Origin of the sequence: Kineococcus gypseus, assembly GCF_050871305.1 — a bacterium.
Classification (GTDB): domain Bacteria; phylum Actinomycetota; class Actinomycetes; order Actinomycetales; family Kineococcaceae; genus Kineococcus; species Kineococcus gypseus.
Genome location: NZ_JBJLRD010000006.1, coordinates 80122 through 107120, shown reverse-complemented (window position 1 = coordinate 107120; position 26999 = coordinate 80122). Strand labels below are relative to the sequence as shown.

General features: G+C 77.2%; 25 protein-coding genes. 18 read left to right on the top strand and 7 right to left on the bottom strand.

Annotation, left to right across the window (positions count from 1 at the left end; translation table 11 throughout):
• Window positions 1-36 precede the first annotated feature (36 nt).
• From ACRYMN_RS03600 to ACRYMN_RS03570, 7 genes are all read left to right on the top strand, one after another.
• On the top strand, window positions 37-186 hold the full coding sequence (locus ACRYMN_RS03600; protein ID WP_432492050.1) for a hypothetical protein: 150 nt from the start codon (window positions 37-39) through the stop codon (window positions 184-186).
• Complete coding sequence (kdpF, locus tag ACRYMN_RS03595) at window positions 183-272, top strand: K(+)-transporting ATPase subunit F (RefSeq protein WP_432492048.1); 90 nt, start codon at window positions 183-185, stop codon at window positions 270-272. The genes ACRYMN_RS03600 and kdpF overlap by 4 nt, the downstream gene beginning before the upstream one ends.
• Window positions 272-1954, top strand: a complete 1683-nt coding sequence (gene kdpA / locus ACRYMN_RS03590) for a potassium-transporting ATPase subunit KdpA (RefSeq protein ID WP_432492046.1) — start codon at window positions 272-274, stop codon at window positions 1952-1954. The genes kdpF and kdpA overlap by 1 nt, the downstream gene beginning before the upstream one ends.
• A complete protein-coding gene (kdpB, locus tag ACRYMN_RS03585; RefSeq protein ID WP_432492044.1) occupies window positions 1951-4065 on the top strand; it encodes a potassium-transporting ATPase subunit KdpB in 2115 nt (704 codons plus the stop codon). Before kdpA ends, kdpB begins: the two co-directional genes overlap by 4 nt.
• A gap of 70 nt (window positions 4066-4135) precedes the next feature.
• Window positions 4136-4705, top strand: coding sequence for a potassium-transporting ATPase subunit KdpC (gene kdpC, locus ACRYMN_RS03580; RefSeq protein ID WP_490054837.1), 570 nt, complete (start codon window positions 4136-4138; stop codon window positions 4703-4705).
• Window positions 4706-4730: 25 nt separating this feature from the next.
• Window positions 4731-7346 (top strand): DUF4118 domain-containing protein, encoded by a 2616-nt coding sequence (locus ACRYMN_RS03575; RefSeq protein WP_432492040.1) that lies wholly within the window; start codon window positions 4731-4733, stop codon window positions 7344-7346.
• Window positions 7343-8023: a response regulator gene (locus tag ACRYMN_RS03570; protein ID WP_432492038.1), complete on the top strand. Its 681-nt coding sequence runs from the start codon at window positions 7343-7345 to the stop codon at window positions 8021-8023. The genes ACRYMN_RS03575 and ACRYMN_RS03570 overlap by 4 nt, the downstream gene beginning before the upstream one ends.
• A gap of 34 nt (window positions 8024-8057) precedes the next feature.
• Here ACRYMN_RS03570 and ACRYMN_RS03565 read toward each other — a convergent pair whose 3' ends face one another.
• On the bottom strand, window positions 8058-8627 hold the full coding sequence (locus ACRYMN_RS03565) for a TetR/AcrR family transcriptional regulator (RefSeq protein WP_432492036.1): 570 nt from the start codon (window positions 8625-8627) through the stop codon (window positions 8058-8060).
• A gap of 221 nt (window positions 8628-8848) precedes the next feature.
• On the opposite strand from ACRYMN_RS03565, the gene ACRYMN_RS03560 reads away from it, so the two are divergent.
• Complete coding sequence (locus tag ACRYMN_RS03560; protein ID WP_432492034.1) at window positions 8849-9481, top strand: DUF6198 family protein; 633 nt, start codon at window positions 8849-8851, stop codon at window positions 9479-9481.
• Window positions 9482-9504: 23 nt separating this feature from the next.
• Here ACRYMN_RS03560 and ACRYMN_RS03555 read toward each other — a convergent pair whose 3' ends face one another.
• Window positions 9505-10263, bottom strand: coding sequence for an SDR family oxidoreductase (locus ACRYMN_RS03555; RefSeq protein WP_432492032.1), 759 nt, complete (start codon window positions 10261-10263; stop codon window positions 9505-9507).
• Window positions 10264-10380: 117 nt separating this feature from the next.
• Between ACRYMN_RS03555 and ACRYMN_RS03550 the strand changes: the two genes are divergently transcribed.
• The gene (locus ACRYMN_RS03550; protein WP_432492030.1) at window positions 10381-11511 is read left to right on the top strand and encodes a glycosyltransferase; all 1131 of its coding nucleotides are present in this window, start codon (window positions 10381-10383) and stop codon (window positions 11509-11511) included.
• 59 nt (window positions 11512-11570) lie between these two features.
• Here the strand turns inward: ACRYMN_RS03550 and glpK are convergent, their stop codons facing one another.
• Complete coding sequence (glpK, locus tag ACRYMN_RS03545; RefSeq protein ID WP_432492028.1) at window positions 11571-13115, bottom strand: glycerol kinase GlpK; 1545 nt, start codon at window positions 13113-13115, stop codon at window positions 11571-11573.
• A gap of 139 nt (window positions 13116-13254) precedes the next feature.
• On the opposite strand from glpK, the gene ACRYMN_RS03540 reads away from it, so the two are divergent.
• Window positions 13255-14661, top strand: a complete 1407-nt coding sequence (locus ACRYMN_RS03540) for a TonB-dependent receptor (protein ID WP_432492026.1) — start codon at window positions 13255-13257, stop codon at window positions 14659-14661.
• Between the two features lie 13 nt (window positions 14662-14674).
• Here ACRYMN_RS03540 and ACRYMN_RS03535 read toward each other — a convergent pair whose 3' ends face one another.
• The gene (locus ACRYMN_RS03535) at window positions 14675-15427 is read right to left on the bottom strand and encodes an IclR family transcriptional regulator (RefSeq protein ID WP_432492024.1); all 753 of its coding nucleotides are present in this window, start codon (window positions 15425-15427) and stop codon (window positions 14675-14677) included.
• Window positions 15428-15463: 36 nt separating this feature from the next.
• Window positions 15464-16045 (bottom strand): beta-class carbonic anhydrase, encoded by a 582-nt coding sequence (locus ACRYMN_RS03530; RefSeq protein ID WP_432492022.1) that lies wholly within the window; start codon window positions 16043-16045, stop codon window positions 15464-15466.
• A gap of 57 nt (window positions 16046-16102) precedes the next feature.
• On the opposite strand from ACRYMN_RS03530, the gene ACRYMN_RS03525 reads away from it, so the two are divergent.
• From ACRYMN_RS03525 to ACRYMN_RS03510, 4 genes are all read left to right on the top strand, one after another.
• Window positions 16103-16729 (top strand): histidine phosphatase family protein, encoded by a 627-nt coding sequence (locus ACRYMN_RS03525; protein WP_432492020.1) that lies wholly within the window; start codon window positions 16103-16105, stop codon window positions 16727-16729.
• A gap of 78 nt (window positions 16730-16807) precedes the next feature.
• Entirely contained in the window at window positions 16808-18223 is a 1416-nt protein-coding gene (locus tag ACRYMN_RS03520; protein WP_432492018.1) for a putative bifunctional diguanylate cyclase/phosphodiesterase, read from the top strand.
• A gap of 91 nt (window positions 18224-18314) precedes the next feature.
• Entirely contained in the window at window positions 18315-19601 is a 1287-nt protein-coding gene (locus ACRYMN_RS03515; RefSeq protein WP_432492016.1) for an FAD-dependent oxidoreductase, read from the top strand.
• 12 nt (window positions 19602-19613) lie between these two features.
• A complete protein-coding gene (locus ACRYMN_RS03510; RefSeq protein WP_432492014.1) occupies window positions 19614-20399 on the top strand; it encodes a PadR family transcriptional regulator in 786 nt (261 codons plus the stop codon).
• Here ACRYMN_RS03510 and ACRYMN_RS03505 read toward each other — a convergent pair.
• Both ACRYMN_RS03505 and ACRYMN_RS03500 read right to left on the bottom strand, forming a co-directional pair.
• Window positions 20381-21019, bottom strand: a complete 639-nt coding sequence (locus tag ACRYMN_RS03505; RefSeq protein ID WP_432492012.1) for a hypothetical protein — start codon at window positions 21017-21019, stop codon at window positions 20381-20383. The genes ACRYMN_RS03510 and ACRYMN_RS03505 overlap by 19 nt on opposite strands.
• Window positions 21020-21146: 127 nt before the next feature.
• Entirely contained in the window at window positions 21147-22169 is a 1023-nt protein-coding gene (locus ACRYMN_RS03500; protein WP_432492010.1) for an asparaginase, read from the bottom strand.
• Between the two features lie 188 nt (window positions 22170-22357).
• Here ACRYMN_RS03500 and ACRYMN_RS03495 point away from each other — a divergent pair, with 188 nt between their 5' ends.
• The 4 genes from ACRYMN_RS03495 (at window position 22358) to ACRYMN_RS03480 (ending at window position 26963) form a co-directional block, all read left to right on the top strand.
• Window positions 22358-23866 (top strand): amidohydrolase family protein, encoded by a 1509-nt coding sequence (locus tag ACRYMN_RS03495; protein WP_432492008.1) that lies wholly within the window; start codon window positions 22358-22360, stop codon window positions 23864-23866.
• 130 nt (window positions 23867-23996) lie between these two features.
• Window positions 23997-24803 (top strand): IclR family transcriptional regulator domain-containing protein, encoded by an 807-nt coding sequence (locus ACRYMN_RS03490; RefSeq protein ID WP_432492006.1) that lies wholly within the window; start codon window positions 23997-23999, stop codon window positions 24801-24803.
• A gap of 122 nt (window positions 24804-24925) precedes the next feature.
• Window positions 24926-26149, top strand: a complete 1224-nt coding sequence (locus ACRYMN_RS03485; RefSeq protein ID WP_432492004.1) for a CaiB/BaiF CoA transferase family protein — start codon at window positions 24926-24928, stop codon at window positions 26147-26149.
• Window positions 26142-26963 (top strand): citryl-CoA lyase, encoded by an 822-nt coding sequence (locus tag ACRYMN_RS03480; protein WP_432492002.1) that lies wholly within the window; start codon window positions 26142-26144, stop codon window positions 26961-26963. Before ACRYMN_RS03485 ends, ACRYMN_RS03480 begins: the two co-directional genes overlap by 8 nt.
• The last annotated feature ends 36 nt before the right edge of the window (window positions 26964-26999 follow it).

The following is a 26999-nucleotide window of genomic DNA, read 5'->3' as shown; positions in this document are numbered from 1 at the left end:
AGGAGGCGTCAGGACCGCCCGTGCGGGGACCCGGCGGTGCTTGCGTGGCCGCCGTGCCCGCACCCGCGGCCACGCACGCCCCGCACCCCGAGGGAGGTCCCCGTGCTCGACGCCGGGTTCGTCGCCCTGACCCTGCTGCTCGCCGCCGCCGCCACCGCGCTGGTGCGCGGCCTGGAGCGCCGGTGAGCGCCGAGGCGGTCGCCGGCCTCGTCCTGGCCGTCGCCCTCGCCGCCCACCTGCTCGTCGCGCTCCTGCACCCCGAGAGGTTCTGATGCCCGCCCTCTCCGACACCACCGCGGGCCTGCTGCAGATCGCCCTCCTGGTGGCCCTGCTGGCGGCCGCGCACGTCCCGCTGGGCGACTCCATCGCCCGCACGATGACCTCCCCGCGCCACCTGCGCCTCGAGCGGGGGGTGTACCGGCTGCTGCGGGTGGACGGGGACGCCGACACCCGCTGGCCCGTCTACGCGCTGGGGGTCGTCGGCTTCTCGACCGTCTCGATCCTCTTCCTCTACGCCTCCCTGCGGCTGCAGCAGTCCCTGCCGCTGTCGCTCGGGATGCCGGGGATGGAGCCGACCCAGGCGTGGAACACCGCGGTGTCCTTCGTGACGAACACGAACTGGCAGTCCTACTCCGGCGAGTCCGCCCTGGGGCACCTGGTGCAGATGGCCGGCCTGACGGTGCAGAACTTCCTCTCCGCCGCCGTCGGCCTGTCGGTCGCCGTCGCGCTGGTGCGCGGCCTGACCAGCGCCGGCACCGGGACCATCGGCAACTTCTGGGTCGACCTGGTGCGGTCCACCGTGCGGGTCCTGCTGCCGATGGCCTTCGCCGCGGCCGTCGTGCTGCTGCTCACCGGGGTCGTGCAGAACTTCTCCGGCGCGGTGCAGCACGCGACGCTGGCCGGCGGCACGCAGTCGATCGTCGGCGGCCCGATCGCCTCGCAGGAGGCGATCAAGGAGCTGGGCACCAACGGCGGCGGGTTCTTCAACGCCAACTCCGCCCACCCCTTCGAGAACCCGACCCCGATCTCGAACGTCCTCGAGGTATTCCTCATGCTGGTGATCCCCTTCAGCCTCCCGCGCACCTTCGGCACCCTGGTCGGCGACCGGCGCCAGGGAGCGGCCGTGCTCGCCGTCATGGCCGGCGTCTTCGCCGCCTCGCACGCGGTGACGCTGTGGGCGGAGACCCGCGCGCTCGGCCCGGTGCCGCAGGCGGTGGGTGCCGCCCTGGAGGGCAAGGAGGTGCGCTTCGGGGAGTGGGCCTCGGCGCTGTTCGCCACGGCGACGACCTCCACCTCGACGGGGGCGGTGAACTCCTCCCACGACAGCTACACCGCGCTCGGCGGTGGCGCCCTGCTGCTGAACATCGTGCTCGGCGAGGTGACGCCCGGCGGGGTCGGCTCGGGCCTGTACGGGATCCTCGTCCTGGCGGTCATCACCGTGTTCGTGGCCGGCCTGATGGTGGGGCGCACCCCGGAGTACCTGGGCAAGAAGGTCCGTCAGCGCGAGATCACCCTCGCCGCGCTGTACGTCCTGGCCACGCCGTTCGCGCTGCTCGTGGGGGTCGCGCTCGCGCTGTCCACGGGGGCGACGCGCTCGGCGCTGCTCAACGACGGCCCCCACGGGCTGAGCGAGCTGCTCTACGCGTTCGCGTCGGCGTCGAACAACAACGGCAGCGCCTTCGCCGGCATCAGCGTGAACACCCCCTTCTACAACACCTCCCTCGGCCTGGCCATGTACCTCGGCCGGTTCCTGCCCCTGCTGCTGGTCGTGGCCCTGGCCGGTTCCCTCGCGCAGCAGACGGCCGCCACCGAGACGGCCGGCACCCTGCCGACCCGCACCCCCATGTTCGCCGGGATGCACGCCGCGGTCGTCGTGGTGGTCACCGGCCTGACGTTCTTCCCCGCACTGGCTCTCGGTCCGCTGGCCGAGGCGCTGACTGGAGCCCCCGCATGAGCACCCCCACCCTGCCCGAGACCGAGCGCGCGGGCGGTGCTCCCGCGACCACCGCGCCCCCGCACCGGGTGGCCAGCGGGGCGTTCAGCTCCCGTCAGCTCGTGCGCTCGCTGCCCGACGCGTTCCGCAAGCTCGACCCGCGCCACCTCCTCCGCACCCCGGTGGTGTTCGTCGTCGCCGTCGGCGCGGTGTTCTCCACCGTCCTGGCCGCGCTCGACCCCTCCGTCTTCGCCTGGGTCGTGGTGGGCTGGTTGTGGATCACCGTCGTGTTCGCGAACCTCGCCGAGGCCGTCGCGGAGGGGCGCGGCCGCGCGCAGGCGGCCTCGCTGCGCAGGGTCAGCACCGAGACGACCGCGCGGCGCCTGGAGCGCGGGGGCGACGAGGTGCGGGTGCCCTCCTCGAGCCTGCGCCCCGGCGACCTCGTCGTCGTCGAGGCCGGCGAGACGGTCCCGGGTGACGGCGACGTCGTCGAGGGCGTGGCCAGCGTCGACGAGTCGGCCATCACCGGTGAGTCGGCCCCCGTCGTCCGCGAGTCCGGCGGCGACCGCAACGCCGTCACCGGCGGCACCACGGTGCTCTCCGACCGGATCGTCGTGCGCATCACCGCCGAGCCCGGCAAGAGCTTCGTGGACCGGATGATCGCCCTCGTGGAGGGCTCGGCCCGCCAGCGCACCCCCAACGAGATCGCGCTGAACATCCTCCTCGCGGCCCTCACCCTGGTCTTCCTGCTGGCCGTGGTCACCCTGCAGCCCATGGCCGTCTACTCCGGGCGCCCGCAGAGCCTCGTCGTGCTGGTGGCCCTGCTGGTGTGCCTGATCCCCACCACCATCGGCGCGCTGCTCAGCGCCATCGGCATCGCCGGCATGGACCGCCTCGTGCAGCGCAACGTGCTGGCGATGTCGGGACGGGCCGTCGAGGCCGCCGGCGACGTCGGCACCCTGCTGCTGGACAAGACCGGCACCATCACCCTGGGCAACCGGCAGGCCCACGAGCTCCTCGCCGCGCCGGGCGTGGGGGCGGCGGAGCTGGCGGACGCGGCCCAGCTGTCCAGCCTCGCCGACGCCACGCCCGAGGGGCGCTCGGTGGTCGTGCTGGTCGAGGAGCGCCACGGCCTGCGCGCCCGCTCCGAGGGCGAGCTGCCCGGGGCGACGTTCGTGCCGTTCACCGCCCAGACCCGCATGAGCGGCGTCGACCTGGCCGGCGAGCACGGCGACGTCCGGCAGGTGCGCAAGGGCGCCTCGGCGTCGGTCACGCACTGGGTGCGCACCCTCGGCGGGAACGTGCCGGCCGAGGTCGGGCAGGTCGTCGAGGACATCGCCACCGCGGGCGGCACCCCGCTCGTCGTGGCGGAGGGCTCCCGCGGCACCGCCCGGGTGCTGGGCGTCATCCACCTCAAGGACGTCGTCAAGGAGGGGATGCGCGAGCGCTTCGAGCAGCTGCGGGCCATGGGCATCCGCACCGTGATGGTCACCGGGGACAACGCCAGCACCGCCCGCGCCATCGCCGCCGAGGCCGGCGTCGACGACGTCCTGGCCGAGGCCACCCCCGAGGACAAGCTGGAGCTGATCCGGCGCGAGCAGTCCGGTGGCCGGCTGGTGGCGATGATGGGCGACGGCACCAACGACGCGCCCGCGCTCGCGCAGGCCGACGTCGGCGTGGCGATGAACACGGGCACCTCGGCCGCCAAGGAGGCCGGGAACGTGGTGGACCTGGACTCCGACCCCACCAAGCTCATCGAGATCGTCGAGATCGGCAAGCAGCTGCTCATCACCCGCGGCGCCCTGACGACGTTCTCCATCGCCAACGACGTGGCGAAGTACTTCGCGATCATCCCCGCCATGTTCGTCACGACGTTCCCGCAGCTCGACCGGCTCGACGTCATGCGCCTGGCCACCCCGGAGTCGGCGATCGTCTCGGCGGTGGTGTTCAACGCCCTCGTCATCGTCGCCCTCATCCCGCTCGCCCTGCGCGGGGTCCGCTACCGCCCCGCCAGCGCCGCCTCGCTGCTGCGCCGCAACCTGCTCGTCTACGGGCTCGGGGGCGTCGTCGTGCCCTTCCTCGGCATCAAGCTCATCGACCTGCTCGTCTCCACCGTTCCCGGGATCGGCTGATCACGTGTCCACCTCCGCACCCACCGCGCCCGGCGCACCCGCCGGCCGCCCCTCCGCCTCCACGGCCGGCCTGCTGCGGCAGGCCCGCACCGGCCTGGTCCTGCTGCTGGCCGCCACGGCCGTGCTCGGCCTGCTCTACCCGCTGGCCGTGTTCGGCGTCGGCCGCCTGGTGCCGGACCGCGCCGACGGCCGGCTCGTCACCGACGGCGGCCGCGTCGTCGGCTCGGCCCTGATCGGGCAGGCCTCCGACGGCGGGCAGTGGTTCCAGCCGCGCCCCTCGGTGGCCGGCGACGGCCACGACCCGCTGGCCTCGGGCGCCTCCAACCTCGGGCCCTCCAGCGCCGACCTGCTCGCCACCGTCGAGGAGCGCCGGGCGCAGGTCGCCGCCCGCGACGGCGTCGCCCCCGGGGACGTGGCGCCGGACGCGCTGACGGCCTCCGGTTCCGGGCTCGACCCGGACATCAGCCCGCGGTACGCGCAGCAGCAGGTGCAGCGCGTGGCCCGCGAGCGCGGCCTGGACGAGGCCGCGGTCGCCGCGCTGGTGGACGAGCACGTGCGCGACCGCTCGCTCGGCTTCCTCGGCGAACCGCGCGTGAACGTCCTCGAGCTGAACCTCGCGCTCGAGCGGCTCGCCCGCTGAGGCCGCGGTGAGCGAGGATCGCGGGGTGGAGCAGCGGAGCGGGGTGCGCCCGGACGAGCGGCGCCGCGGGCGGCTGCGCGTCTTCCTCGGCGCCGCCCCCGGTGTGGGCAAGACGTACGCGATGCTCGACGAGGCGCGCCGGCGCGCCGAGCGCGGCACGGACGTGGCGGTGGCCGTGGTCGAGACCCACGGGCGCCGCTGCACCGCCGAGCGCCTCGACGGCCTGGAGGTGCTGCCGCGCCGCGTCGTCGAGCACCGCGGTCACGAGCTGGCCGAGATGGACCTCGACGCGGTGCTGCGCCGCCACCCGCAGGTCGCCGTCGTCGACGAGCTCGCCCACACCAACGCCCCCGGCTCGCGCCACGCCAAGCGCTGGCAGGACGTCGAGGAGCTGCTCGACGCCGGCATCGACGTCGTCTCCACCGTCAACATCCAGCACCTGGAGTCCCTCAACGACGTCGTCGCGCACATCACCGGCGTCGAGCAGCGCGAGACGCTGCCCGACGCGGTGCTGCGCCGCGCCGAGCAGGTGCAGCTGGTGGACATGACGCCGGAGGCGCTGCAGCGCAGGCTCTCGCACGGCAACGTCTACCCGGCCGGGCGCGTCGACGCGGCCCTGTCGAACTACTTCCGCACCGGCAACCTCACCGCCCTGCGGGAGCTGGCGCTGCTGTGGCTGGCCGACCGCGTCGACGAGGGCCTGGAGCGCTACCGCGCCCAGCAGGGCATCGAGCAGACCTGGCCGGCGCGCGAGCGCGTCGTCGTCGCCCTCACCGGCGGCCCCGAGGGCGCCACCCTGGTGCGGCGCGCTGCCCGCCTGGCCGGGCGCGGCGCCGGCGGGGAGCTGCACGCCGTGCACGTCGCCAGCGGCGACGGGCTGGTGCGCACCTCCCCGGCCCGCCTGGCCGAGCAGCGCGCCCTGGTGGAGTCCCTCGGCGGCAGCTACCACCGCGTCGTCGGCGAGGACGTCGCCGGCGCGCTGCTGGAGTTCGCGCGCGGCGTCAACGCCAGCCAGGTCGTCGTCGGCGCCAGCCGGCACGGGCGGCTGGCGTCGCTGTTCCGCACCGGCGTCGGCGACGCCGTCGTGCGCGGCTCCGGGGCCGTCGACGTGCTCGTCGTCACCCACGAGGAGCAGCCGGGCGGGCTGCGCCTGCCGCCGCGGGCGCGCGCGGCGCTCTCGCGCGGGCGCCGCTCGCTGGGCTGGCTGCTGGCGCTGGCCGGGCCGGCGCTGGTGACGCTGGGGCTGAGCCGCTTCCCGCGCCAGGACCTGTCCACCGACCTCATGGCGTTCCTCGTCGTGGTCGTCGCCGCCGCCCTCGTCGGCGGGCTGCTGCCGGCGGTGGCCGCGGCGCTGGTGGCGAGCCTGGCGGTGAACTGGTTCTTCACCGACCCGGTGCACCGCCTCACCATCGCCGAGCCGGCCAACGCCGTGGCGCTGGTCGTGTTCGTCCTGGTGGCCCTGGCCGTCTCCAGCACCGTCGACCGCGCCGCCCGGCGCACCGAGCAGGCCGCCCGCAGCCGCGCCGAGACGGAGGCGCTCTCGGTGCTCACCCGCACCGTGCTCATCGCCGAGGACCCCCTGGCGCAGGCGCTGGAGCACACCCGCACCACGTTCGCCGTCACGTCGGCGTCGTGGCTGGAGCGCGCGGACCCGTCGGCGCCCTGGGCGTGCGTGGCCGCCGCCGGGGACCGGCCGTGCGCCTCGCCCGCCGAGGGCGACGCGGAGGTCGTCGTCGACGACACGCACTGCCTGGTGCTGCGCGGGCGGCTGCTGGCCGGCGACGACCGTCGCGTGCTGGAGGCGTTCGCGGCGCAGATCGCCGCGCTGCGCCAGCGCCAGCGGCTGAGCGCGGAGGCGGCGCAGGTGCGCCGGCTGGAGGAGGGCGACGCCGTGCGCGGGGCGCTGCTGACGGCCGTCTCGCACGACCTGCGCACCCCCCTGGCGACGCTGAAGGCGTCGCTCGAGGGGCTGCGCGACCCGGAGCTGCAGCTGCCCCCGGAGGACGAGGCGGAGCTGCTGGCCACGGTGGCCGAGTCCGCCGACCGCCTGCAGCAGCTCATCGACGACCTGCTGGACCTGACGAGGGTGCGCAGCGGCGCCGTGCGCCCGCACCTCGTCGTCGCCGGCCTGGACGAGGTGGTGCCCGCGGTGGTCGCCGAGGCCCCGCCCGGGCGGGTGCGCCTGGAGGTGCCCGAGGACCTGCCGCCGGTGTCCACCGACCCCGGCCTGCTGCGCCGCGTGGTGGCCAACCTCGTGCAGAACGCGGTGCGCCACGGCGGCGGCGCCCCCGTGGAGGTCCACGCCTCGGTGGCCGTGGAGGACGCCCGGCGCAGCGCGCAGCTGCTCGTCGTCGACCACGGCCCCGGCCTGCCCGGCGCGGCCAAGGAGCGCGCGTTCACGCCGTTCCAGCGCCTGGGCGACCGCTCCGGCGCCGGCCTGGGCCTGGGCCTGGCGGTGGCCCGCGGGCTGGCCGAGGCCGTCGGGGGGCGCCTGGAGGCCCAGGACACCCCCGGCGGCGGGCTGACGATGGTGCTCACGCTGCCGCTGGCCGGCACCGCCCACCGGCTCGCCGAGCCGGTCGAGGCGCCGGTCGAGGGGACCGTCGAGGGGGCCGGGCGGCAGCTGGGGGTGGGCGCGTGAGCCGCGTCCTCGTCGTCGACGACGAGCCGGGCCTGCGCCGCGCGCTGACGATCAACCTGTCCGCGCGCGGCTGGGACGTCACCGCCGTCGGCGACGGCACCGCCGCCCTGGAGGCCGCCGCGAGCACCCGCCCCGACGTGGTGCTGCTGGACCTCGGGCTGCCGGACCTCGACGGCCTGGACGTCGTCGCGGGCCTGCGCGGGTGGAGCGACGTGCCGATCATCGTGCTCACCGCGCGCACCGCCTCCGCGGACGCCGTCGACGCCCTCGACGCCGGCGCCGACGACTACGTCACCAAGCCGTTCGCGATGGACGTGCTGCTGGCCCGGCTGCGCGCCGCGGTGCGCCGCCGCGGTGCGGGGGAGGGCGGCGCCCCGCAGGTCGTCGAGGCGGGGGCGCTGCGCGTGGACCTGGCCCGGCGCACCGTCACCCGGCACGGGGAGCCGGTCAAGCTCACCCCCACCGAGTGGCACCTGCTGCAGGTCCTCGTCACCAGCGCCGGCCGGCTGGTCACCCAGACCGAGCTGCTCAAGGAGGTGTGGGGCCCGGCGTACGGGCGCGAGACGAACTACCTGCGCGTGTACGTCGCGCAGCTGCGCCGCAAGCTGGAGGAGACGCCCTCGGCCCCGCGCCACCTCATCACCGAACCCGGGATGGGGTACCGCTTCGAGGTGTGAGCCGCCCGTCGGCCGGGTGCGCGCGCGGCGGGCCTCAGGCCGCCGGCCAGCCGCGCAGCAGCGCGTCGAGGGCGTCGAGCACCCGCTCCCACGTCTCCTGCGTGTCCGGGGCGCTGTGGCTGAACCCCCCGCCCGCCTCGAGGTCCACGTAGCCGTGGAAGACGCTGCCGAGCAGGCGCACCGCGTGGGTCTGGTCCGGGCCGCTCAGGTCGTAGCCGCGCAGCACCGCGCGCGCCATCTCCGCGTGCCGCGGGCCCGCGCCCGCGGCCGCCGTCGCCGCGTCCAGCCGCAGCCGCGAGGCCGCGTAGCGGCCGGGGTGCTCGCGCGCGTAGTCGCGGTAGACGTCGCCCAGCGCGGTCAGCGCGTCCTTGCCGGCGCGCCCGGCCAGGGCGGCGGCGCCGCGGTCGGCCATCTCCCGCAGGGCCAGCAGGGCGATGCGGGTGCGCAGGTCGTGCGCGCCGGACACGTGCGCGTACAGGCTGGCCACCTTGACGTCGAAGCGGCGCGCGAGCGCGGAGAGGGTCACCCGCTCGAGACCGGCCTCGTCGGCCAGCTCCGCCCCCGCCCGCACCAGGCGCTCGGCGCTCAGCCCCGCGCGCACCACGTGCCCACCCCTCCCCGCCGCCACCGCTGCCGCCAGGAGCCTAGGGGGGGCCGTCGCCGCCCACCGCCGCCGGCCCGGGGCGGGCGGGCGCGACCCCCGGGCGGCGCAGCACCGCCTCGCGACTGGTCGATCCGTCGCTCGGGAGGCCTGTTCGGGCGCAGATTGCCCAATCGGCGGGGCCGCTGTTGCGCTCGGCGCTCGCGCTCCCCGACGCTGCGGCCATGACCGCGCCGACGCTCCCGCGCCGCCCACCCGTCCCCGCGCCGCCGCACACCCGCGCCGAGGACGTCGCCGGCGTGGTCGTCGGCACGTTCCTCACCTCCTTCGGCATCTTCCTGCTGCAGTCCAGCGCCGCCGTCACCGGCGGCACCGCCGGGCTCGGCCTGCTGCTCAGCTACGCGCTGCCGCTGCCGTTCGGGGTGCTCTTCCCGCTGGTGAACCTGCCGTTCCTCGTGCTGGCGGTGCGGGCCAAGGGCTGGGCCTTCACCGTCCGCTCGGTCGCAGCGGTCCTGGCGGTCTCGCTGCTGACGCCGCTGCACGCGGCCGCGCTGCCCGGCCTGCTGGCCCACCCCGTCTACGCGGTGCTCTTCGGCAACCTCGCCGCGGGCCTGGGCATCCTCGTGCTGTTCCGGCACCGCACCAGCGTGGGCGGTTTCGGCGTGCTGGCCCTGGTGCTGCAGGAGCGGCTGGGCTGGCGGGCCGGGTACGTGCAGATGGCGCTGGACGTGCTGGTCGTGGCGGCCTCGCTGAGCGTGGCGACCCCGGCGGTGGTGGCGCTGTCCGCCGCCGGCGCGGTGGTGCTCAACCTCGTGCTCTCGATGAACCACCGCCCGGGCCGCTACACCGGCAGCTGAGCCGGGCGCGGCGCGGGGGCGTCTCACAGCACCGAGCTCATGCCGCCGTCGACGACGAGGTTCTGCCCGCTGACGTAGCTGGAGGCGTCCGAGCACAGGAACAGCAGCGCGCCGAGCAGCTCCTCCACCCGGCCCCAGCGCCCGGCCGGGGTGCGCTGCTCCACCCACGAGGTGAACTCCGCGTCCGCCACGAGCGCGGCGTTCATCTCGGTGGCGAAGTAGCCGGGGGACAGGGCGTTGACCTGCACGCCGCGCCCGGTCAGGTCCGCGGCCATCCCCCGGGTGAGCATGGCCACCCCGCCCTTGGTGGCGGTGTACGGGGCGATGGTGCGCCGCGCCAGCACCGAGGCGACGTTGACGACCTTGCCCGACCCCCGCGCCACCATGTGCGGCACGACCGCGCGCGAGACGTGGAACACGCCGGAGAGGTTCACCGCCACCAGCGCCTCCCAGTCGGCCGGGTCGAACTCCTCGAACGGCGCGCGCCGCTGGATGCCGGCGTTGTTCACCAGCACGTCCGGTGCGCCGTGCTCGCCCACCAGCGCCGCCACGCCCGCCGCCACCGACGCCGCGTCGGCCACGTCGAACACGGCCACCGCCGGGGCGCTGCCGGTGCGCTCGGCGACGGAGGAGGCCGCGCGCCGCAGCTGCGCGCGGTCGCGCCCGTGCAGCACGACGCGCGCGCCGGCCCCGGCCAGACCGCTCGCCATGGCCAGGCCCAGGCCGCGCGAGGACCCCGTGACCAGCGCCAGCCGACCGGTGACGTCGAACAGTGCGCTCACGCTGCGCAGGCTCGCACACCGCCGCGCGGTGCGGGCCTCGACCGCCGGTGCGCGGCGGAGGAGCGTCGCAGCACGGGGCGGTGCGCGGGTGCGCCGCCGGACGCCCGGGAGGCCGAGGTGGCCGAGCACGTGCCCGTGCCCGCCGGCACCCGCCTGGGGGTGCGCGGCATCGGCCCGGCCGCGCTGGCCCTCTTCGCCCGTCCCGCCGGCCCGCAGCTGCGCGCGGTGCTCGCCGCCCTGGACGACGAGCCCGCCGACGCCGTCCTGGCCGAGGCCGCCTTCCTGGGCGCCGACCTGCTCGCCAACCTGCCGCGGGCCGGGCGCCCGGCGGTCCTCGTGCTGGGCGTGCTGCCCCTGACCTGCGGCGGGCCGGGCCTGGCGCCCTTCGGCGCGGGCCTGCCCCCGGCCACCGGAGCGCTGACCCGGCTGCGCAACGCCGCCCTGGGCCTGCTCGCGCAGCGGGTGCTGCTGCGCGGGGTCGAGCGGCACCTGGACGCCGAGAGCCGCCGGTCCACCGGCCGCCCGCTGCCCGGGGAGGGGTTCTGGGACGGCCCCGGACGCTGCGACGTCTTCCTGCAGATCGGCGTGCCGGGCCTGGAGCACCCGCGCCCGGGGCTGGAGCGGCGGGTGCGCTTCGTCGGGCGCCCGCCGGCCCCGCCGCAGCCGGGCCCGGACCCCGACCGGTGGCCGGAGCTGGACGGGCGCCGCGTCGTGCACGTCACCCAGGGCACCGAGGCCAACGCCGACCCCACCGCCCTGCTGGTGCCCACCGCCGCCGCGCTGGCCGAGCGCGAGGACGTCCTCGTCGTCGCCACCGCCGGCGGCCGGCCCGCCGCGGCCGTGACCGGCGCCGTGCGCGCGCGCCTGGGCGCCGTGCCGGCGAACCTGCGCGTGGAGACCTGGCTGGACTACGCCCGCCTGCTGCCGCGCACCGACCTCGTCGTCACCAACGGCGGCTGGGGCGGGGTCACCAGCGCCCTCGCCCACGGGGTGCCGCTCGTGGTCGCCGGCGACAGCGAGGACGAGCCGGAGGTCGCCGCGCGGGTGGCGTGGTCCGGCGCCGGGGTGGACCTGCGCACCGCGCGCCCGAGCGTGCCGGCGCTGCGCGCGGCGGTGCGCACCGCGCTGGACGGCCCCGACCACGCCGCCGCCGCGCGCCGGCTGCGCGCGCAGTTCGACGCCGTGGACGGCTTCGCCGTCCTCGACGCGGCGCTGCGGGAGGTGCTGGCCGGGGCGGGCGCGCGCTGAGGGGCGCCGGGGTCACCGGGGTCACCGGGGTCACCGGCGTCCCGGGGTACCCGGGGGCTTTAGGGTTCCTCGTGCCGCACCCAGCCGAACGTGCGGCGCACCGCCTCCTGCCAGTCCTCCCAGCCGCGCTCGCGCCGCTGCGGCGTGGTGTCCGGCGACCACTGCGCCGCGCGGTGCCAGCGCCGGCGCAGCGCGGTGGTGTCGGGCCAGAACCCCACCGCCAGCCCGGCGGCGTAGGCCGCGCCCAGCGAGACGGTCTCGGAGACCATCGGCCGCACCACCGGCACGTCCAGCACGTCCGCGACGGTCTGCATGAGCAGGTTGTTCGACGTCATCCCGCCGTCCACGCGCAGCGAGGACAGCCGCAGCCCCGAGTCCGCCTCGACGGCCTCGACGACCTCGCGGGTCTGCCAGGCGGTCGCCTCCAGCACGGCGCGCGCGAGGTGGCCCTTGGTGACGAACGAGGTCAGGCCGATGATCAGCCCGCGCGCGTCCGCGCGCCAGTGCGGCGCGAACAACCCGGAGAACGCCGGCACGAAGTAGCAGCCGCCGTTGTCGGGCACCGTGCGCGCCAGCGCCTCGACCTCCGGGGCGGTGGAGATGAGCCCGAGCTCGTCGCGCAGCCACTGCACCAGCGCGCCGGTCACGGCGATGGAGCCCTCCAGCGCGTACGAGGGCGGCTCGTCGCCGATGCGGTGCGCCACCGTCGTCAGCAGCCCGTGCGAGGAGCGCGGCACCTCCGTGCCGGTGTTCATCAGCAGGAAGCCGCCGGTGCCGTAGGTGCACTTCGCCTCGCCGGGGGAGAAGCACGTCTGCCCGAACAGCGCCGCCTGCTGGTCGCCCAGCGCGGCCGCGATGCGCGCGCCGGGCACCACCTCGCGGGCGGTGCCGTACACGTGCGAGCTGGGCACGACGCGCGGCAGCGCCGCCGCCGGCACGCCGAACGCGTCCAGCAGCTGCGGCGACCAGTCCAGGGTGCGCAGGTCCATGAGCATCGTTCGGCTGGCGTTGGTGACGTCCGTGACGTGCTGGCCGCCGTCGGGGCCGCCGGTGAGCTTCCACACCAGCCAGGAGTCGACCGTGCCGAAGAGCACGTCCCCGCGCTGGGCGCGCCGGCGCAGCCGCTCGTCGTGGCGCAGCAGCCACGCCATGCGCGGGCCGGCGAAGTACGGCGCCAGCGGCAGCCCGCACACCGCCGCGAAGCGGTCCACCCCGCCCTCGGCGGCCATCTCCTCCACCAGGGCCGCGGTGCGGGTGTCCTGCCAGACGATCGCCGGGCCCACCGGCTCGCCCGTGCGCCGGTCCCACGCCACCACGGTCTCGCGCTGGTTGGCCACGCCCACCGCCACGACGTCGGCGGGGGTGGCCTCCACCTGGGCCATCGCCTGCGGCACCAGGCGGGCCACGTCCCGCCAGATCTGCGCCGCGTCGTGCTCGACCCAGCCCGGGCGCGGGTAGCGCTGGCGGTGCTCGCGCTGGGCGACGGCCACCAGCCGCCCGGAGTGGTCGAAGAGGATGCACCGCGTCGAGGTGGTGCCCTGGTCGACCGCCACGACGTACCCGCGGTGCTCGGGGCGCTGCGCTGCACCCTCCTGCGTCGTCACGGCGCCATCGTGCCCGACGCGGCCGCGCCGTGGGCCCACCCCCGCCCGCCCGTCACCCGGCGCCCCACGAGGTGACACGCCGCGACCGCATCCAGCAGGATGGCGGCACGGACGACGCCTCGACCCGGAGGGCACCCACGTGGAGATCGCCGCCGACACGCTCCAGAAGGCCCTGAGGATCAACCTCGACCCCCGCTGGTACGGCACCATCGCCGAGATCGGCGCCGGTCAGGAGGTGGCGCGGTGGTTCTTCCGCGCCGGCGGGGCCGCCGGCACCGTGGCCAAGTCGATGTCGGCCTACGACATGGCCGTCAGCGACGCCGTGTACGGCAAGTCCGACCGGTACGTCTCGCTCGGGCGGCTGCAGGCGATGCTGCAGCACGAGCTGTCCCTGAACGTCGAGCGCCTCAGCGAGGCGCGCGGCGACGACACCTGCTTCTTCGCCTTCGCCGACACCGTCGTCGCCCGCAGCTACCGCGGCGGCAACGAGTGCCACGGCTGGATGGGCGTGCGCTTCCAGGCCCACCCCAACGACGAGCCCAGCCAGATCGTGCTGCACGTGCGCATGCTCGACGACGACGCGAGCCTGCAGCAGGAAGCCCTGGGCATCGTCGGGGTCAACCTGCTGCACGCGGCGTTCTTCGAGCGCCACGAACCGGACCAGGTCGTGGCGAGCCTGCTGGACCGGCTGTCCACCGGGCGCATCGAGATCGACCTCGTGCAGTTCCGGGGCATCGAGTTCCGCCACGTCGACAACCGGGTGATGGCCCTGCAGCTGGTGCAGCTGGGCCTGTCGGGCGTGGCGATGTTCGGTCCCGACGGGGAGGTGCTGCAGCCCTCCGAGGCGCTGCGCAAGCACGCCGTCCTCGTCGAGCGCGGCAGCTTCCGCCCGCCGACGGTCGTCAACATCGACATGCTCGAGTCCGCCACGGAGAAGTTCAGGCAGGACGGTGCCCGGGACGCGCCCGTCCTGGCCCTGACCGAGCTGACGATGCGCAACCTGCGCGCGGCCGGCGACAAGGTCGACCGCCGCGACTTCCTGGCCCGCGCGGACCTGCTCGGGGCGTGCGGCATGACGACGATCATCACGGACTACTACGAGTACAACCGCCTCGCCGACTACCTGCAGCGGCGCACCAAGGAGCGCATCGGCATCGTCATGGGCGTCCCGAGCCTGGTGAACCTCTTCGACGAGGACAACCACGCGCACATGCAGGGCGGGATCCTGGAGAGCTTCGGCCGGCTGTTCAAGAACGACCTGAAGCTGTTCGTCTACCCCATGCAGGACCAGCGCAGCGGCGCCACGGTCACCGTGGAGGACCTGCAGGTCGCGCCCGAGCTGCAGCCGCTGTTCGACTACCTCGCCCGCCGCGGCAGCTTCGTGCACCTGGACAACTACCGCCCCGAGTACCTGCCGATCCTGAGCCGCGACGTGCTGCGCCGCATCGCGGCCGGGGACGACACCTGGGAGTCCATGGTCCCCGAGGAGGTCGCCTCGATGATCGTCAAGCGGGGCTTCTTCGGGTACAAGCGCAGGGACGACTGAGCCCGGGCGCGCGCTAGTCGCCGCGCGCGCCCAGGCTGCGCGAGACCGCCCGCGCGGCCTGGCGCACGGCGGGCACCACGCCGGCGCGCGGGCGCCCGCGGCCGTCGACGAGGTGCTCGGCGGCCCCGTCCACGCCGAGGGCGCCGACCACCAGCCCGCCGCGGTCGCGCACCGGGGCGGCCACGCCCGCGACGCCCTCGGTCAGCTCGCCCACCTCCAGCGCCCAGCCCTGCGCGCGCACCGCCGCCAGCGCCTGGCGCAGCGCGGCCGCGTCGGTGACGGTGCGGGCCGTCAGCGCCGGCAGGCGCCCGCGCAGGCGCACCGGCGCCGAGGCCAGCAGCACCTTGCCCAGCGCGCAGGCGTGCGCGGGCAGGCTGGCGCCCGTGGTCAGCTCCTGCGCGCTGTCGTCGGGGCGGAAGACGTGGTGCACCACCACGGCCCGCTCGCCCTCGAGCACCGCCAGGCGCACCGACTCGCCGGTGCGCGCGGCCAGCGAGTCCGCCCAGTTCACCGCGTGCGCGCGCAGGTCGTCCGCGCCGGTGCGCGGGCGGGCCAGGTCGGCCAGGGCGGGGGAGGCGCGGTAGTCGCCGTCCTCGTCCTGCACGACGAAGCCGACGCCGACCAGGGTGCGCAGCAGGCCGTGCGCGGTGGTCTTGGCCAGCCCCAGCGCGTTGCCGACCTCCACCACGCCCAGGCCGCGCCCGGCGCCGGAGAGCAGCCGCAGCACCGCCGCGGCCCGCTCCACGGACTGCACGGGCCCGGGCACGCCGGCCCCTCCCGCGCCCCGCCCCGGCCGCCCGCCTCAGCTGGTGCGCGCGGCCGGCACCGGGCCCGCCCCGGCGGAGCCGTCGGCGGGCTCGTCGGCGTCCACGACCAGGCGCACCCGCCCGGTGCGCACGTCGTACACGCCGCCGGCCACCGGCGTGCGCGGCGGCAGGAACGGCCAGGAGCGGATGCGCTGCACGTCGGCGACCAGGGTGGCCTCCTGGTCGGCGATCGTGCGGAACTCGATGCTGCGCGAGTCCACGCCCTGCGCCAGCACCTTCGCGTGCACGTCCGCGTCGGTGTTCTTCGTCATGCCGCAGTCGGTGTGCGCCAGCACCAGCACGCGCCGCACGCCCAGCAGGTACGTGGCCAGCACGAGGGTGCGCAGGACGTCGTCGGTGACCCGCGCGCCGGCGTTGCGCAGGACCTTCGCGTCGCCCGGCTGCAGGCCGAGCACGTCCAGCGGGGAGATGCGCGAGTCCATGCAGGTCAGCACGGCCAGGCCGCTGCCGGCCACGCCCGGGCGGCCGGGGTCCACGAAGGTCTGCGCGTAGGCGGCGTTGGCGCTCAGGACGTCGCCGAAGGGGTCGGTGGGGCGGGGGTCGTCGGTGTCGCTCACGGGCACATCATCGCCACCGCGCGCGGCGCCCGGGAAGGGCGGCGTAGCGTCGCGACCGTGCCCATCCTCGTCGTCCGCCACGGTCAGACCCCCTGGAGCCTGTCCGGCCAGCACACCGGGACCACCGACGTCCCCCTGACGCCCGCGGGGGAGGAGCAGGCGCGCGCGCTGGCGCCGGTCCTGAGCGCCCGGCGCCCGGTGCTGGTGCTCACCAGCCCGCGCGAGCGCGCCCGGCGCACCGCGGAGCTGGCGGGCCTGGGCGGCCCCGCCCCCGTCGAGGTCGACGAGGACCTCGTGGAGTGGGACTACGGCGGCTACGAGGGGCGCACCACCCCGGAGATCTCCGAGGAGCTGGGCCGGCCCTGGTCGGTGTGGCACGACGGCGTCGTGCCCGGCGCCACCCCCGGCGAGACGGTGCAGCAGGTCGCCACCCGCGCCCGCGCCGTGCTGGACCGCGCCGCCGCCGCCGAGCGCGGGACGGGCGCGGGGGAGGGGGCGCAGGGGAGCGCGGACGTCGTGCTCGTGGCCCACGCGCACTTCCTGCGGGTGCTGGCCGCGTGCTGGCTGGGGCTCTCGCCCACTGCGGGGGCGCTGTTCGCCCTGGACGCCGGCACGTGGGGCGAGCTGGGCCACGAGCACGGCCGCCGGGTGCTCACGCGCTGGAACGTGGCCCCCGCGACCTGAGCGGCCGCCGGCGGGTCGCCGGCGGCCTCACCCGACCGGACGGTTCAGGCGCGGGGCCCCGGCTGCCGATGGGATCGCGTGGACGCTGCCTGGGCCGCCTGGACGACCGTCGTGGTCGTCACGGTCGCCGCTGCCGTGGCGCTGGCCGCCGTCGTGCGCCAGCGCGACCGCCGCAGCGCCCGCGTGGCGCGCACCGACGCGCTGACGGGCCTGGGCAACCGCCACGCCCTGACCGAGCGCCTGGTGCGCTCGCTGGCCGCCGGCGAGCGCCCGGGCCTGCTGCTGCTGGACCTCGACGGCTTCAAGGACGTCAACGACACGCTGGGCCACTCCGCCGGCGACGCCCTGCTGCGGCAGGTCGCCGCGGTGCTGCGCAGCGGCGCCGGCCCGCAGGCGCAGGTCACCCGCCTGGGCGGCGACGAGTTCGCGGTGCTGGTGCCCGCCCCCACCGGCGCGCAGGAGCTGGAGGTGCTCGCCAAGCGGCTGCTGGCGGCGCTGTCCATCGGCGGCTTCTCCTCCGGGCAGGTGCCGCTGGACGTGCAGGGCAGCATCGGCACGGCGCTGGCCGGGCCCGACGGCACCTCCGCCGAGGAGCTGCTGCAGCACGCGGACGTGGCGATGTACGCGGCCAAGCGCGCCCGCGCCGGCGTGCTGCGCTACGACGCCGCCCAGGACCCGCACTCCACCGACGCCCTGGAGGTCCTCGGCCAGCTGCGCCGGGCCATGGACGAGGACCAGCTCGTCGTGCACTACCAGCCCAAGGTCGCCGGCGGCGGGCACGGGCAGCTGCTCGGCTTCGAGGCGCTGGTGCGCTGGCAGCACCCCACCCGCGGCCTGCTGGCGCCCGCGGCGTTCCTGCCGCTGGTGGAGCGCACCCGCCTCATCCACGCCCTGACGCGCTGGGTGCTGCTGACCGCGGTGCGGCAGGTGGCGACGTGGCGCGCGCAGGGGCTGGACACGACCGTCTCGGTCAACATCAGCGCCGCCACCCTCGACGAGGGACTGCTGGGCATGGTGGAGGAGGCGCTGGCGCTGACGCGCTGGCCAGCCGAGCAGCTCGTCCTGGAGATCACCGAGACCGCCATCGTCGTGGACCCCGCCGGCGCGCGGCGCACCGTGCAGCGGCTGCGCGAGCGCGGCGTGCGGGTCTCGGTGGACGACTTCGGCGCCGGGGCGACGAGCCTGGTGCACCTGCGCGGGCTGGCCGTGCACGAGCTGAAGGTGGACCGGCAGTTCGTCAGCGACCTCATGGCCCACCCCGAGGACGAGGTCATCGTCTCCTCGGTCATCGCGCTGGCGCACCGCCTGGGCCTGGTCGTCGTGGCCGAGGGCGTGGAGGACGCCGTCACCGCCGCGCGCCTGAGCGCCATGGGCTGCGACGAGCTGCAGGGCTACCTCTTCGCGCGCCCGCTACCGCCGGCCGACGCGCTGCGCTGGGCGCGCGGGGAGCTGCCCGCGCCGCAGCTGGGCGAGCCGGTGGACGAGCCCGCCTGAGGTCCGCGCGGCGGGGTTGGCGCCGGGAGCGGTGCGCGCGAGGATGGTCGCGGCCGGGTGCGGCGGCGCGCCGCCCGGCGCGGGAGGCGCGGTGGACGAGCTCGGCTGCGTCGTCGCCGGCGGCGGCCCGGCGGGCGTGGTGCTGGGGCTGCTGCTGGCGCGCGCGGGCGTGCGGGTGCTCGTGCTGGAGGCGCACGAGGACTTCCTGCGCGACTTCCGCGGCGACACCGTGCACCCCTCGACGCTCGTCCTGCTGGACGAGCTGGGCCTGGCGGAGCGCTTCCTGGCGCTGCCGCACGCGCGGGTGGGCCGCGCGGAGGTGACCACCGACGACGGCACCCGCACCCTGGCGGACTTCTCCCGGCTGCCGGGGCGCTTCCCCTTCCTGGCGCTGGTGCCGCAGTGGGACTTCCTGGACCTGCTGGCCGGGACCGCCCGCCGCCTGCCCGGTTTCGAGCTGCGCACCGGCGCGCGGGTGCTGGGCCCGCTGCTGGAGGGCGAGCGGGTGGCCGGCGTGCGCTACCGCTCGGCCGCCGACGGCGCCGAGCACGAGGTGCGGGCGGCGCTGACGGTGGCCGCGGACGGGCGCGGCTCGGTGCTGCGCGCGGCCGCGGGCCTGCCGCTGTGCGAGTTCGGGGCGGGCACCGACGTGCTGTGGTTCCGCCTGCCGCGCCCGGCCGGCGGGGTGCCGGCGGCCGCGGCGCGGGTGTCGGCCGGCCGCTTCGTCGTGGTGCTGGACCGCGGCACGCACCTGCAGTGCGCCGTCGTCGTGCCCGCCGGCGGCCTGGCGGCGCTGCGCGAGCGCGGCGCGGCCGCGTTCCGCGCGGACCTGGCCCGCCTGGTGCCGGCCTTGGCGGGGGTCGTCGGGGCGCTGGGCGGGTTCGAGGACGTGCGCGTGCTGCACGTGCGCATCGACCGGCTGCGCCGCTGGTACCGCGACGGGCTGCTGGCGATCGGCGACGCCGCCCACGCGATGTCGCCGGTGGGCGGGGTCGGGGTCAACCTCGCCGTGCAGGACGCGGTCGCCGCCGCGCGCCTGCTGGCGCCGGTGCTGCGCGCCGGGCGGCCGGGCTCGCGCGACCTGGCGCGCGTGCAGCGCAGGCGGCTGCCGCCGGTGGTGCTGACGCAGGCGGTGCAGCGCGCGGTGCACGCGCGGGTGCTGCGCCCGGCGCTGGACGGCGCGCGCCCGGTGCGCGCCCCGCTGGTGCTGCGGCTGCTGCAGCGCGTGCCGGCGCTGCAGGTGCTGCCGGCGCTGGCCATCGGCCGGGGCGTCCTGCCCGAGCACCCGCCGCCCGAGCACCCGCCCGCGAGGGCTGGTTCCCGATACCTCAGCGATGTATCGTCGAGGTATCGGGATGGCGTCCCGCCGTCCCCGTGAGGGAGGTGCGACATGAGGTTCTTCGCCGCGGGCCCCGACGGCCCGCACCGCGGTGAGCACCGCGGCCACCACCCCGGCGCCCGGCGCGGCCCCTTCGGCGGCGGCGGTCCGTTCGGCGGCGGCCGCGGCCCCGGCGGCTGGGCCGGGGGCTGGGCCGGCGGCTGGGGCGGTGACGCCGCCGGGTGGGGCGGCTGGGGCCCGGGCGCCGCCGGCCGCGGCGGCTGGGGCGGCTGGGGCGGATGGGGCGCCGACGGGCCCGGCCCCCGGGGGCGCCGCCGCCCGCGCGGCGACGTCCGCGCGGCCGTCCTGGTGCTGCTCGCCGAGGGGCCCAGCAACGGGTACCGCATCATCGGCGAGGTCGAGCGCCGCAGCGGCGGGGCGTGGAAGCCCAGCCCGGGTTCGGTGTACCCCACGCTGCAGCAGCTGCAGGACGAGGGCCTGGTGGCCCCGGACCCCGAGGACCCCAAGCGCTTCGCCCTGACCGAGCAGGGCCGGCGCCACGTCGAGGAGGAGCTGGCCGGCGCCCCGGCGCCGTGGGAGGACGCCGGCGCGCCCGGCGGCCCCGGCGGCCCGGGCGGCCCCGGCTGGTTCGGCACCGAGGAGCTCGTCGAGGTCCTCGGCCAGGCCCGGCAGGTCGCCGGCCTGCTGCAGCAGGTGGTCCTCAGCGGGCGCCCCGGGGACGTGCGCCGCGCCGGCGACGCCCTCGAGCGCTTCCGGCAGGAGCTGCTGCGCGTGCTCGCCGAGGACCCGCGCGCCCCGCGCGGGGACGGCCGGGACGATCAGGACGACGCCGGCTGACCCGCCGCGAGCAGTCCCACCGAGGGCGTCACCGCGTGCACCAGGGGCCGGTCGACGGCCCCCGTCAGGGCCGCCGGCCCGCACCGCAGCAGCAGGTCCGCGCGCAGCGCCAGGTTCAGCCGCAGCGGGTGCGCGCCGGCGGCCCCGCGCACCGGCCCGGTGCTCGCGCGGGCCCCGCCGGCGTGGTGGTGCACGTGCTCGGTGATCCAGCGGCTGCCCACCGCCACGGACGGCGCCGTGGTCAGCACCACCGCGCCGGCCGGGCGGGGCAGCCGCCCGGCCACGGCCGCGGCCCCGGCCGCCAGCACGTCCTGCGCCGTGGCGGCGCCGGCCGGCGCGGGCTCGGCGCCCAGCCGCACCCCCTCCAGCAGCGCGACGAGGGGCTCCCAGGAGCGCACCAGCGCCGCGGCCGCCGCACCCGCCGCACCCGCCGCGCCCAGTGCGCCCGCCGCGCCCGGTGCGCCCGCCGCGCCCGGTGCCAGCACGGCCACCAGCTCGGTGGGCACGCCGGCGGCCGAGGCCTCGTCGGCGGCGGCCACCAGCTGCTCCAGGCACGCGTCCAGGTGGGGTTCGTCGCCGGGCAGCACGGGCAGCACCGCGACGGCGCGTTCGATGCGCACGGCCCTCCCGTCCGGCGGCGCGCGCCCGGGTCCCGGCCGCGCCCGCGTGTCCACCTGCTCCCGCGTGTCTACGGCGTGGCGGCGGGCGCGGTCAACCGCGCGCGGGTCGCGCCGCCCGCCGGTGCCCTCAGGGCGCCAGCGGCAGCGCCCGCAGCTCGCCGACGGGGCGCCCCCCGCCCAGCACCGGGCTGCTCGCCAGCGCCTCCAGCGCCGCGCCGCCGGCGCCCAGCAGCGCCAGGGCGGCCGCGGTCACCGGCACCCGCGCGCGCCCGCCGCCGTCGCCGACCTTGACCGCGACGGCGGCGCCGTCCGCGGTGCCGGCCACCTGCACGGCTTCGGCGCCGTCCTTGGTCAGCAGGCCCGGCACCGCCCGCGCCAGCGCCGTGGTGTCGCGCCCCTCGCCGGCCACCAGCTCCGGGTGCGCGCGCAGCGCCGCGGCCACCCGCCCCTCCGGCGTGCCCGGCGCGGCCGCGGCCAGGCGGGCCACCGCGCGCGCCAGGCCGCGCAGGGACACCGCCACCAGCGGGGTGCCGCAGCCGTCGGCCGTCGGGTGGACGGCGCGCTCGCCGCACAGCTCCTCGACGGTCTCGACCACCAGCCGCTGCAGCGGGTGGTCCGGCTCGAGGTACGAGGTGGTGCTCCACCCCGCGGTGCGGCAGGTCAGCAGCATGGCCGCGTGCTTGCCCGAGCAGTTCTGCGCCAGGGGCTGCGGGCCGCGCCCGGCGGCTGTCCACGCCGCGCGCTCGGCCTCGCCGATCGGCAGGTCCGGCACGTTGCGCAGGTCCTGCGGGCCCAGCCCCGCCAGCTCCAGCAGGCGCAGCACCCGGCTCAGGTGCTCCTCGCCGCCGGAGTGGCTCGCGCACGCCAGCGCCAGCAGGCCCACCGGCACGTCCAGGCCGGCGCGCACCATCGCCACCGCCTGCAGGGGCTTGAGCGCCGAGCGCGGGTACACGGGCGCCGCCACGTCGCCGACGGCGGCCACCGTCGCGCCGTCGGCGCCGAGGACGACCACCGAGCCGGTGTGCACGGACTCCACGAGCCCGCCGCGGGTGAGCACCGCGACGGGCACGTGCGCGGGCGGGGTGGGCGGGGCGGTGGGCGGGGCTGTGGGCGCGGGCGCGGCGGCGGGCGCGGGGCGGGGGGTCTGCACGGCGGGAGGCTACGGGCGCGCCCGGGCGCGGTGCGTGGGCGCGGTGCCCGGGCGCGGTGCGCGCGCGCCGCGCGCGGGTGCCTTGACAGCCCCCGGGGCGGGGCTCACAGTGAGCGCGTGGCGGCGTGTCCGCCCACCGGACGTCCGCCCGTCGAGCGGACGACCCAGCCCGTGGACGAAGGAGTCGCATGAGCACCCCCGCCGCCGCCACCCCCGCCGCCACCCCCGCCGGCCCCGCGCCCCGCCCGGGCCAGCCCGTGGTCCTGCGCCGGGGCACCGTCCTGCCGATGGACGCGCGCCGCTCGGTCCTGCCGGAGACCGACGTCCTCGTCGTCGACCGGCGCATCGCGGCCGTCGGCCCGGCCCTGCAGGTCCCCGAGGGCACCGCCGAGGTCGACGCCTCCGGCGGCATCGTCATGCCGGGCATGGTCGACACGCACCGGCACATGTGGCAGACGGCCATGCGCGGCTACGGCGCCGACTGGACGCTGACGCAGTACTTCGTCTGGTACTACCTCGAGCACGGCCGCGCGTTCCGCCCCGAGGACGTGCACGCGGGCAACCTGCTCTCGGCCGTGGAGGCGCTCGACGCCGGCGTGACCACCACCGTCGACTGGTCGCACGGGCTGCAGACCCCCGAGCACGCCGAGGCGGCCGTGGACGCGCTGGAGGCGGTGCCCGGGCGGTTCGTGCTGGCGTACGGCAACATCCACGCCGGCCCGTGGGAGTGGTCGGCCGGCCCGGGCTTCCGCCGCTTCGTCGAGCGCCGCCTGCGCCGCAGCGACATGCTCGGCTTCCAGATGGCCTTCGACGTCACCGGCGACCCGCAGTTCCCCGAGCGCGCCGCCTTCGAGGTGGCGCGCGAGCTCGACGCGGCCGTCACCACGCACGCCGGGGTGTGGGGCGCCACCGGCGACGACGGCATCCGGCTGATGCACGAGCACGGGTTCATGGACGAGCGCACCGTGTACGTGCACGCCGCCACCCTGAGCGCGGACTCCTACCAGCGCATCGCCGCCACCGGCGGCACCGTCTCGGTGTCCACCGAGAGCGAGCAGAGCTGCGGGCAGGGCTACCCGCCCACCTGGCAGCTGCGCTCGCACGGCATCCCCGTGGCGCTGTCGATGGACACCAGCGTGTGGTGGAGCGCGGACCTGTTCAGCGCCATGCGCACCACCCTCGGCGCGGACCGCTCCCGCGAGCACCTCGAGGCGCACGCCCTGGGCGAGACGGTGACGAACTGCCACCTGCGCGCCGAGCAGGTCGTGGAGTGGGCCACCCTCGGCGGCGCGCGCGCCCTGGGCCTGCAGGACGTCGTCGGCAGCCTGGAGGTGGGCCGCAAGGCCGACGTCGTGCTCGTGAAGAACGACGCCTCGCCGGTGATGTTCCCGGTGCTCAACCCCTACGGGCACATCGCCCTGCAGGCCCAGCGCGGCGACGTGCACACCGTCCTGGTGGACGGGCGGGTGGTCAAGCACGAGCACCGGCTCGTCGGGGTGGACCTGCCCGCGGTGCGCCGCACCGTGGAGGCGAGCGTGGAGCACCTGCGCTCCGCGCTCGGCGAGGAGGCCTGGCGGCGGGGCATGGACCCGGAGGTGCCCGAGACGAAGGTGCGCGACAACCCGTACACGTACACGGAGTTCCGCACCGGCGCCACGCACCGCCGCGACGCCGAACCCCTCAGCAGCGGCGCCTGAGGCGCCGGGCACCGGCCCGCGGGGGCGCTCGCCCGGCGCCGGTGCGCGGGCCGCGGTGTAGCGTTGCGGGGGCGCCGTCGCGGCGGGGGACCGGGGCCCGCCGGCCGGACGCCACGACGAGGAGCGCACCATGCCGCGCGAGGGCGCCGGACCGGACTTCATCGAGGCGCTGGCGCGCGGCCTGGAGGTCATCGCCGCCTTCGGCCGCGAGCGCCCGGTGATGACGCTCGCGGAGGCGGCGGCGGCCACCGGCCTGGCGCGCCCGACGGCCCGGCGCATCCTGCTGACCCTGGGCGAGCTGGGGTACGTGCGCCAGGGGCCGGGGGGTTTCTCGCTGACCCCGCGGGTGCTGGAGCTGGGCGTGGCGCAGGTGGCCGCCACGGGGTTGTGGGAGGTGGCGCGCCCGCACATGGAGCAGCTGTCCGCGCGCACGGGGGAGTCGTGCTCGATCGGCCAGCTCGACGGCCCCGACGTGGTCTACGTCGCCCGGGTGGCCGTGCCGCGCATCGTCACGCTCGCCGTCACCGTGGGCACCCGGTTCCCCGCGCAGGCCACGTCGCTGGGCAAGGTGCTGCTCGCGGCGCTGAGCGACGAGCAGGTGGAGGCGGTGCTGGCCGAGCCGAGCCGCTCCGGGGTGCGCCCGCGCTGGACCGCCGCGCGCGCCGAGCGCGAGGAGGAGCTGCGCGCGGTGCGCGCGCGCGGGTGGGCCGTCACCGACGAGCAGCTGGCGCTGGGGATCCGCTCGATCGCCGTGCCGCTGCGCGACGGCGCCGGCCGGGTCGTGGCCGCCCTGAACGTCAACGCGCACGCCGCCGAGACGTCCGTGCAGCGCCTGCTGGAGGAGCACCTGCCGCTGCTGCTGAGCGCCGGCAGCGCCGTCAGCGCCGACTTCGCGCGCCTGGACGCCCTGCCGCAGGTCACCGCCCCCGCCCCCTGACGGCCCCGCGGCGGGGCGCCCGGCACCCGGCGCCCGCGCACCTTGACGGTGCCGGGGCGGTGGCCCACACTCGCTGCAGCGGACGCTCGTCCGCACAGCGGACCACGAGGAGGTGGGGCGCGGTGGTGGACGCTCCCGGCGCCACGGGCGCACCGGCGGGACCCCTGGCCGGCCTGCTGGTGGCCGACTTCTCCCGGGTGCTGGCCGGCCCCTACGCCACGATGCTGCTGGCCGACCTCGGCGCCGAGGTCGTCAAGGTCGAGGGCCCCGGCGGCGACGAGACGCGCTCGTGGACCCCGCCCCGGCGCGGGGACGCCTCCACCTACTACCTGGGCGTCAACCGCGGCAAGCGCTCCATCGCGCTGGACCTGCGCGACGCCGCCGACGCCGCCGTCGCCCGCGAGCTGGCCCGCCGCGCCGACGTGCTCGTGGAGAACCTCAAGCCCGGCGGCATGGCGAGGTTCGGCCTCGGCTACGACGACGTCAGCGCCGCCAACCCCGGCGTCGTGTACGCCTCCATCAGCGGCTTCGGCTCCGGCGCCGGTCGCGACGTGCCCGGCTACGACCTGATGGTCCAGGCGATCTCGGGCCTGATGAGCCTGACCGGCGACCCGGACGGCCCGCCCTACCGCGCCGGCATCTCCGTCTTCGACGTCATGGCCGGCAACCACGCCGCCATCGGCGTGCTGGCCGCGCTGCGCCACCGCGAGGCCACCGGCCGCGGCCAGCACGTGGAGGTGAACCTGCTGTCCTCCGCGCTGACCGGCCTGGTCAACCACTCCTCCGCCTACGTGGCCGGCGGCGTCGTGCCGCTGCGCATGGGCAACGCGCACCCCAGCGTCTTCCCCTACGAGCCGCTGCCCACCGCCGACGCCGACCTCATCGTCACCGCCGCCAACGACGGGCAGTTCCGCCGGCTGTGCGAGGTGCTCGGCGCCCCGGAGCTGGCCGACGACCCGCGCTTCGCGCGCAACGCCGACCGCACCGCCCGCCGCGAGGAGCTGCGCCCGCTGCTCGTGCAGCGGCTGCGCACCCGCCCGGCGCAGGAGTGGTTCGAGCTGCTCGTGGCCGCCGGCGTGCCCAGCGGCCCCATCAACACCATCGACGGGGGTTTCGCCGCCGCCGAGCGCTTCGGCCTGGACCCGGTGGTCGTCGTCGGCGAGGGCGAGGACGCCGTGCCCACCACCCGCCACCCGATCCGCTTCTCCGCCAGCGCGGTCACCTACCGCCTGCCCCCGCCGCGCCTGGACGAGCACGGCGAGGAGCTGCGCCGCTGGCTGAGCGAGCCGGTCGCAGCGGGTGCGGGTTCGGGTGTGGTCGCGGGGGAGGGGACCGGCCGTGGCTGAACCGGAGGGCACCTACCCGACCGCGCTGGGCGCCTCGGACCTGCGCACCATCACGCTGCTCGGGCACGACCTGGCGCGCGACGTCATGGGGGAGGTGGGTTTCGGCGAGCTGGCGTTCTGGCTGGCCACCCAGCGCCGCCCCTCGCGCGGGCAGGTGCGCGTGTTCGAGGCGGTGCTGGCGGCGCTGGCCGACCACGGGTTCACCCCCACCGCCATCGTCACCCGCCTGACGTACCTGTCCGCGCCCGACTCGGTGCAGGGCGCCCTGGCCGCCGGCCTGCTCGGCGGCGGTTCGCGCTTCCTGGGCGTCACCGAGGACACCGGCCGCTTCCTGCACGAGGTCCTCGAGGGCCTGGACCAGCGGCCCGGCGACGAGGCCGGCTGGGACGCGGTGGCGCTGGAGGTGGTGCGCCGGCAGCGCGCCGCCGGGCGGTTCGTGCCGGGCCTGGGCCACCACGTGCACAAGGAGGGCGACCCGCGCACCCCGCGGCTGATGGCCATCGCCGCCGAGGAGGGCGCCCGGGGCCCGCACCTGGAGCTGTTCGCCGCCGTCGGGCGCGTGCACCCGCAGGTCCTGGGCAGGACGCTGCCGCTCAACGGCGCCGGGGTGTGCGGGGCGGCCCTGGCCGACCTCGGCCTGCCGCTGGAGCTGCTGCGCGGGTTCGCGCTGCTGGCGCGCACCGCGGGCCTGATCGGCCAGCTCGCCGAGGAGCTGCGCCACCCCGTCGCCCAGCGGGTGTTCCTGTCCGTGGACTCCGCCACCCGCCCGGTGGAGCCCGACCCGTACGCGGCCCCGGCCCCCGGCGCCGGCTGACGCCCCGCACCCGCCGGCGCCGCGCGCCGGTCCCGC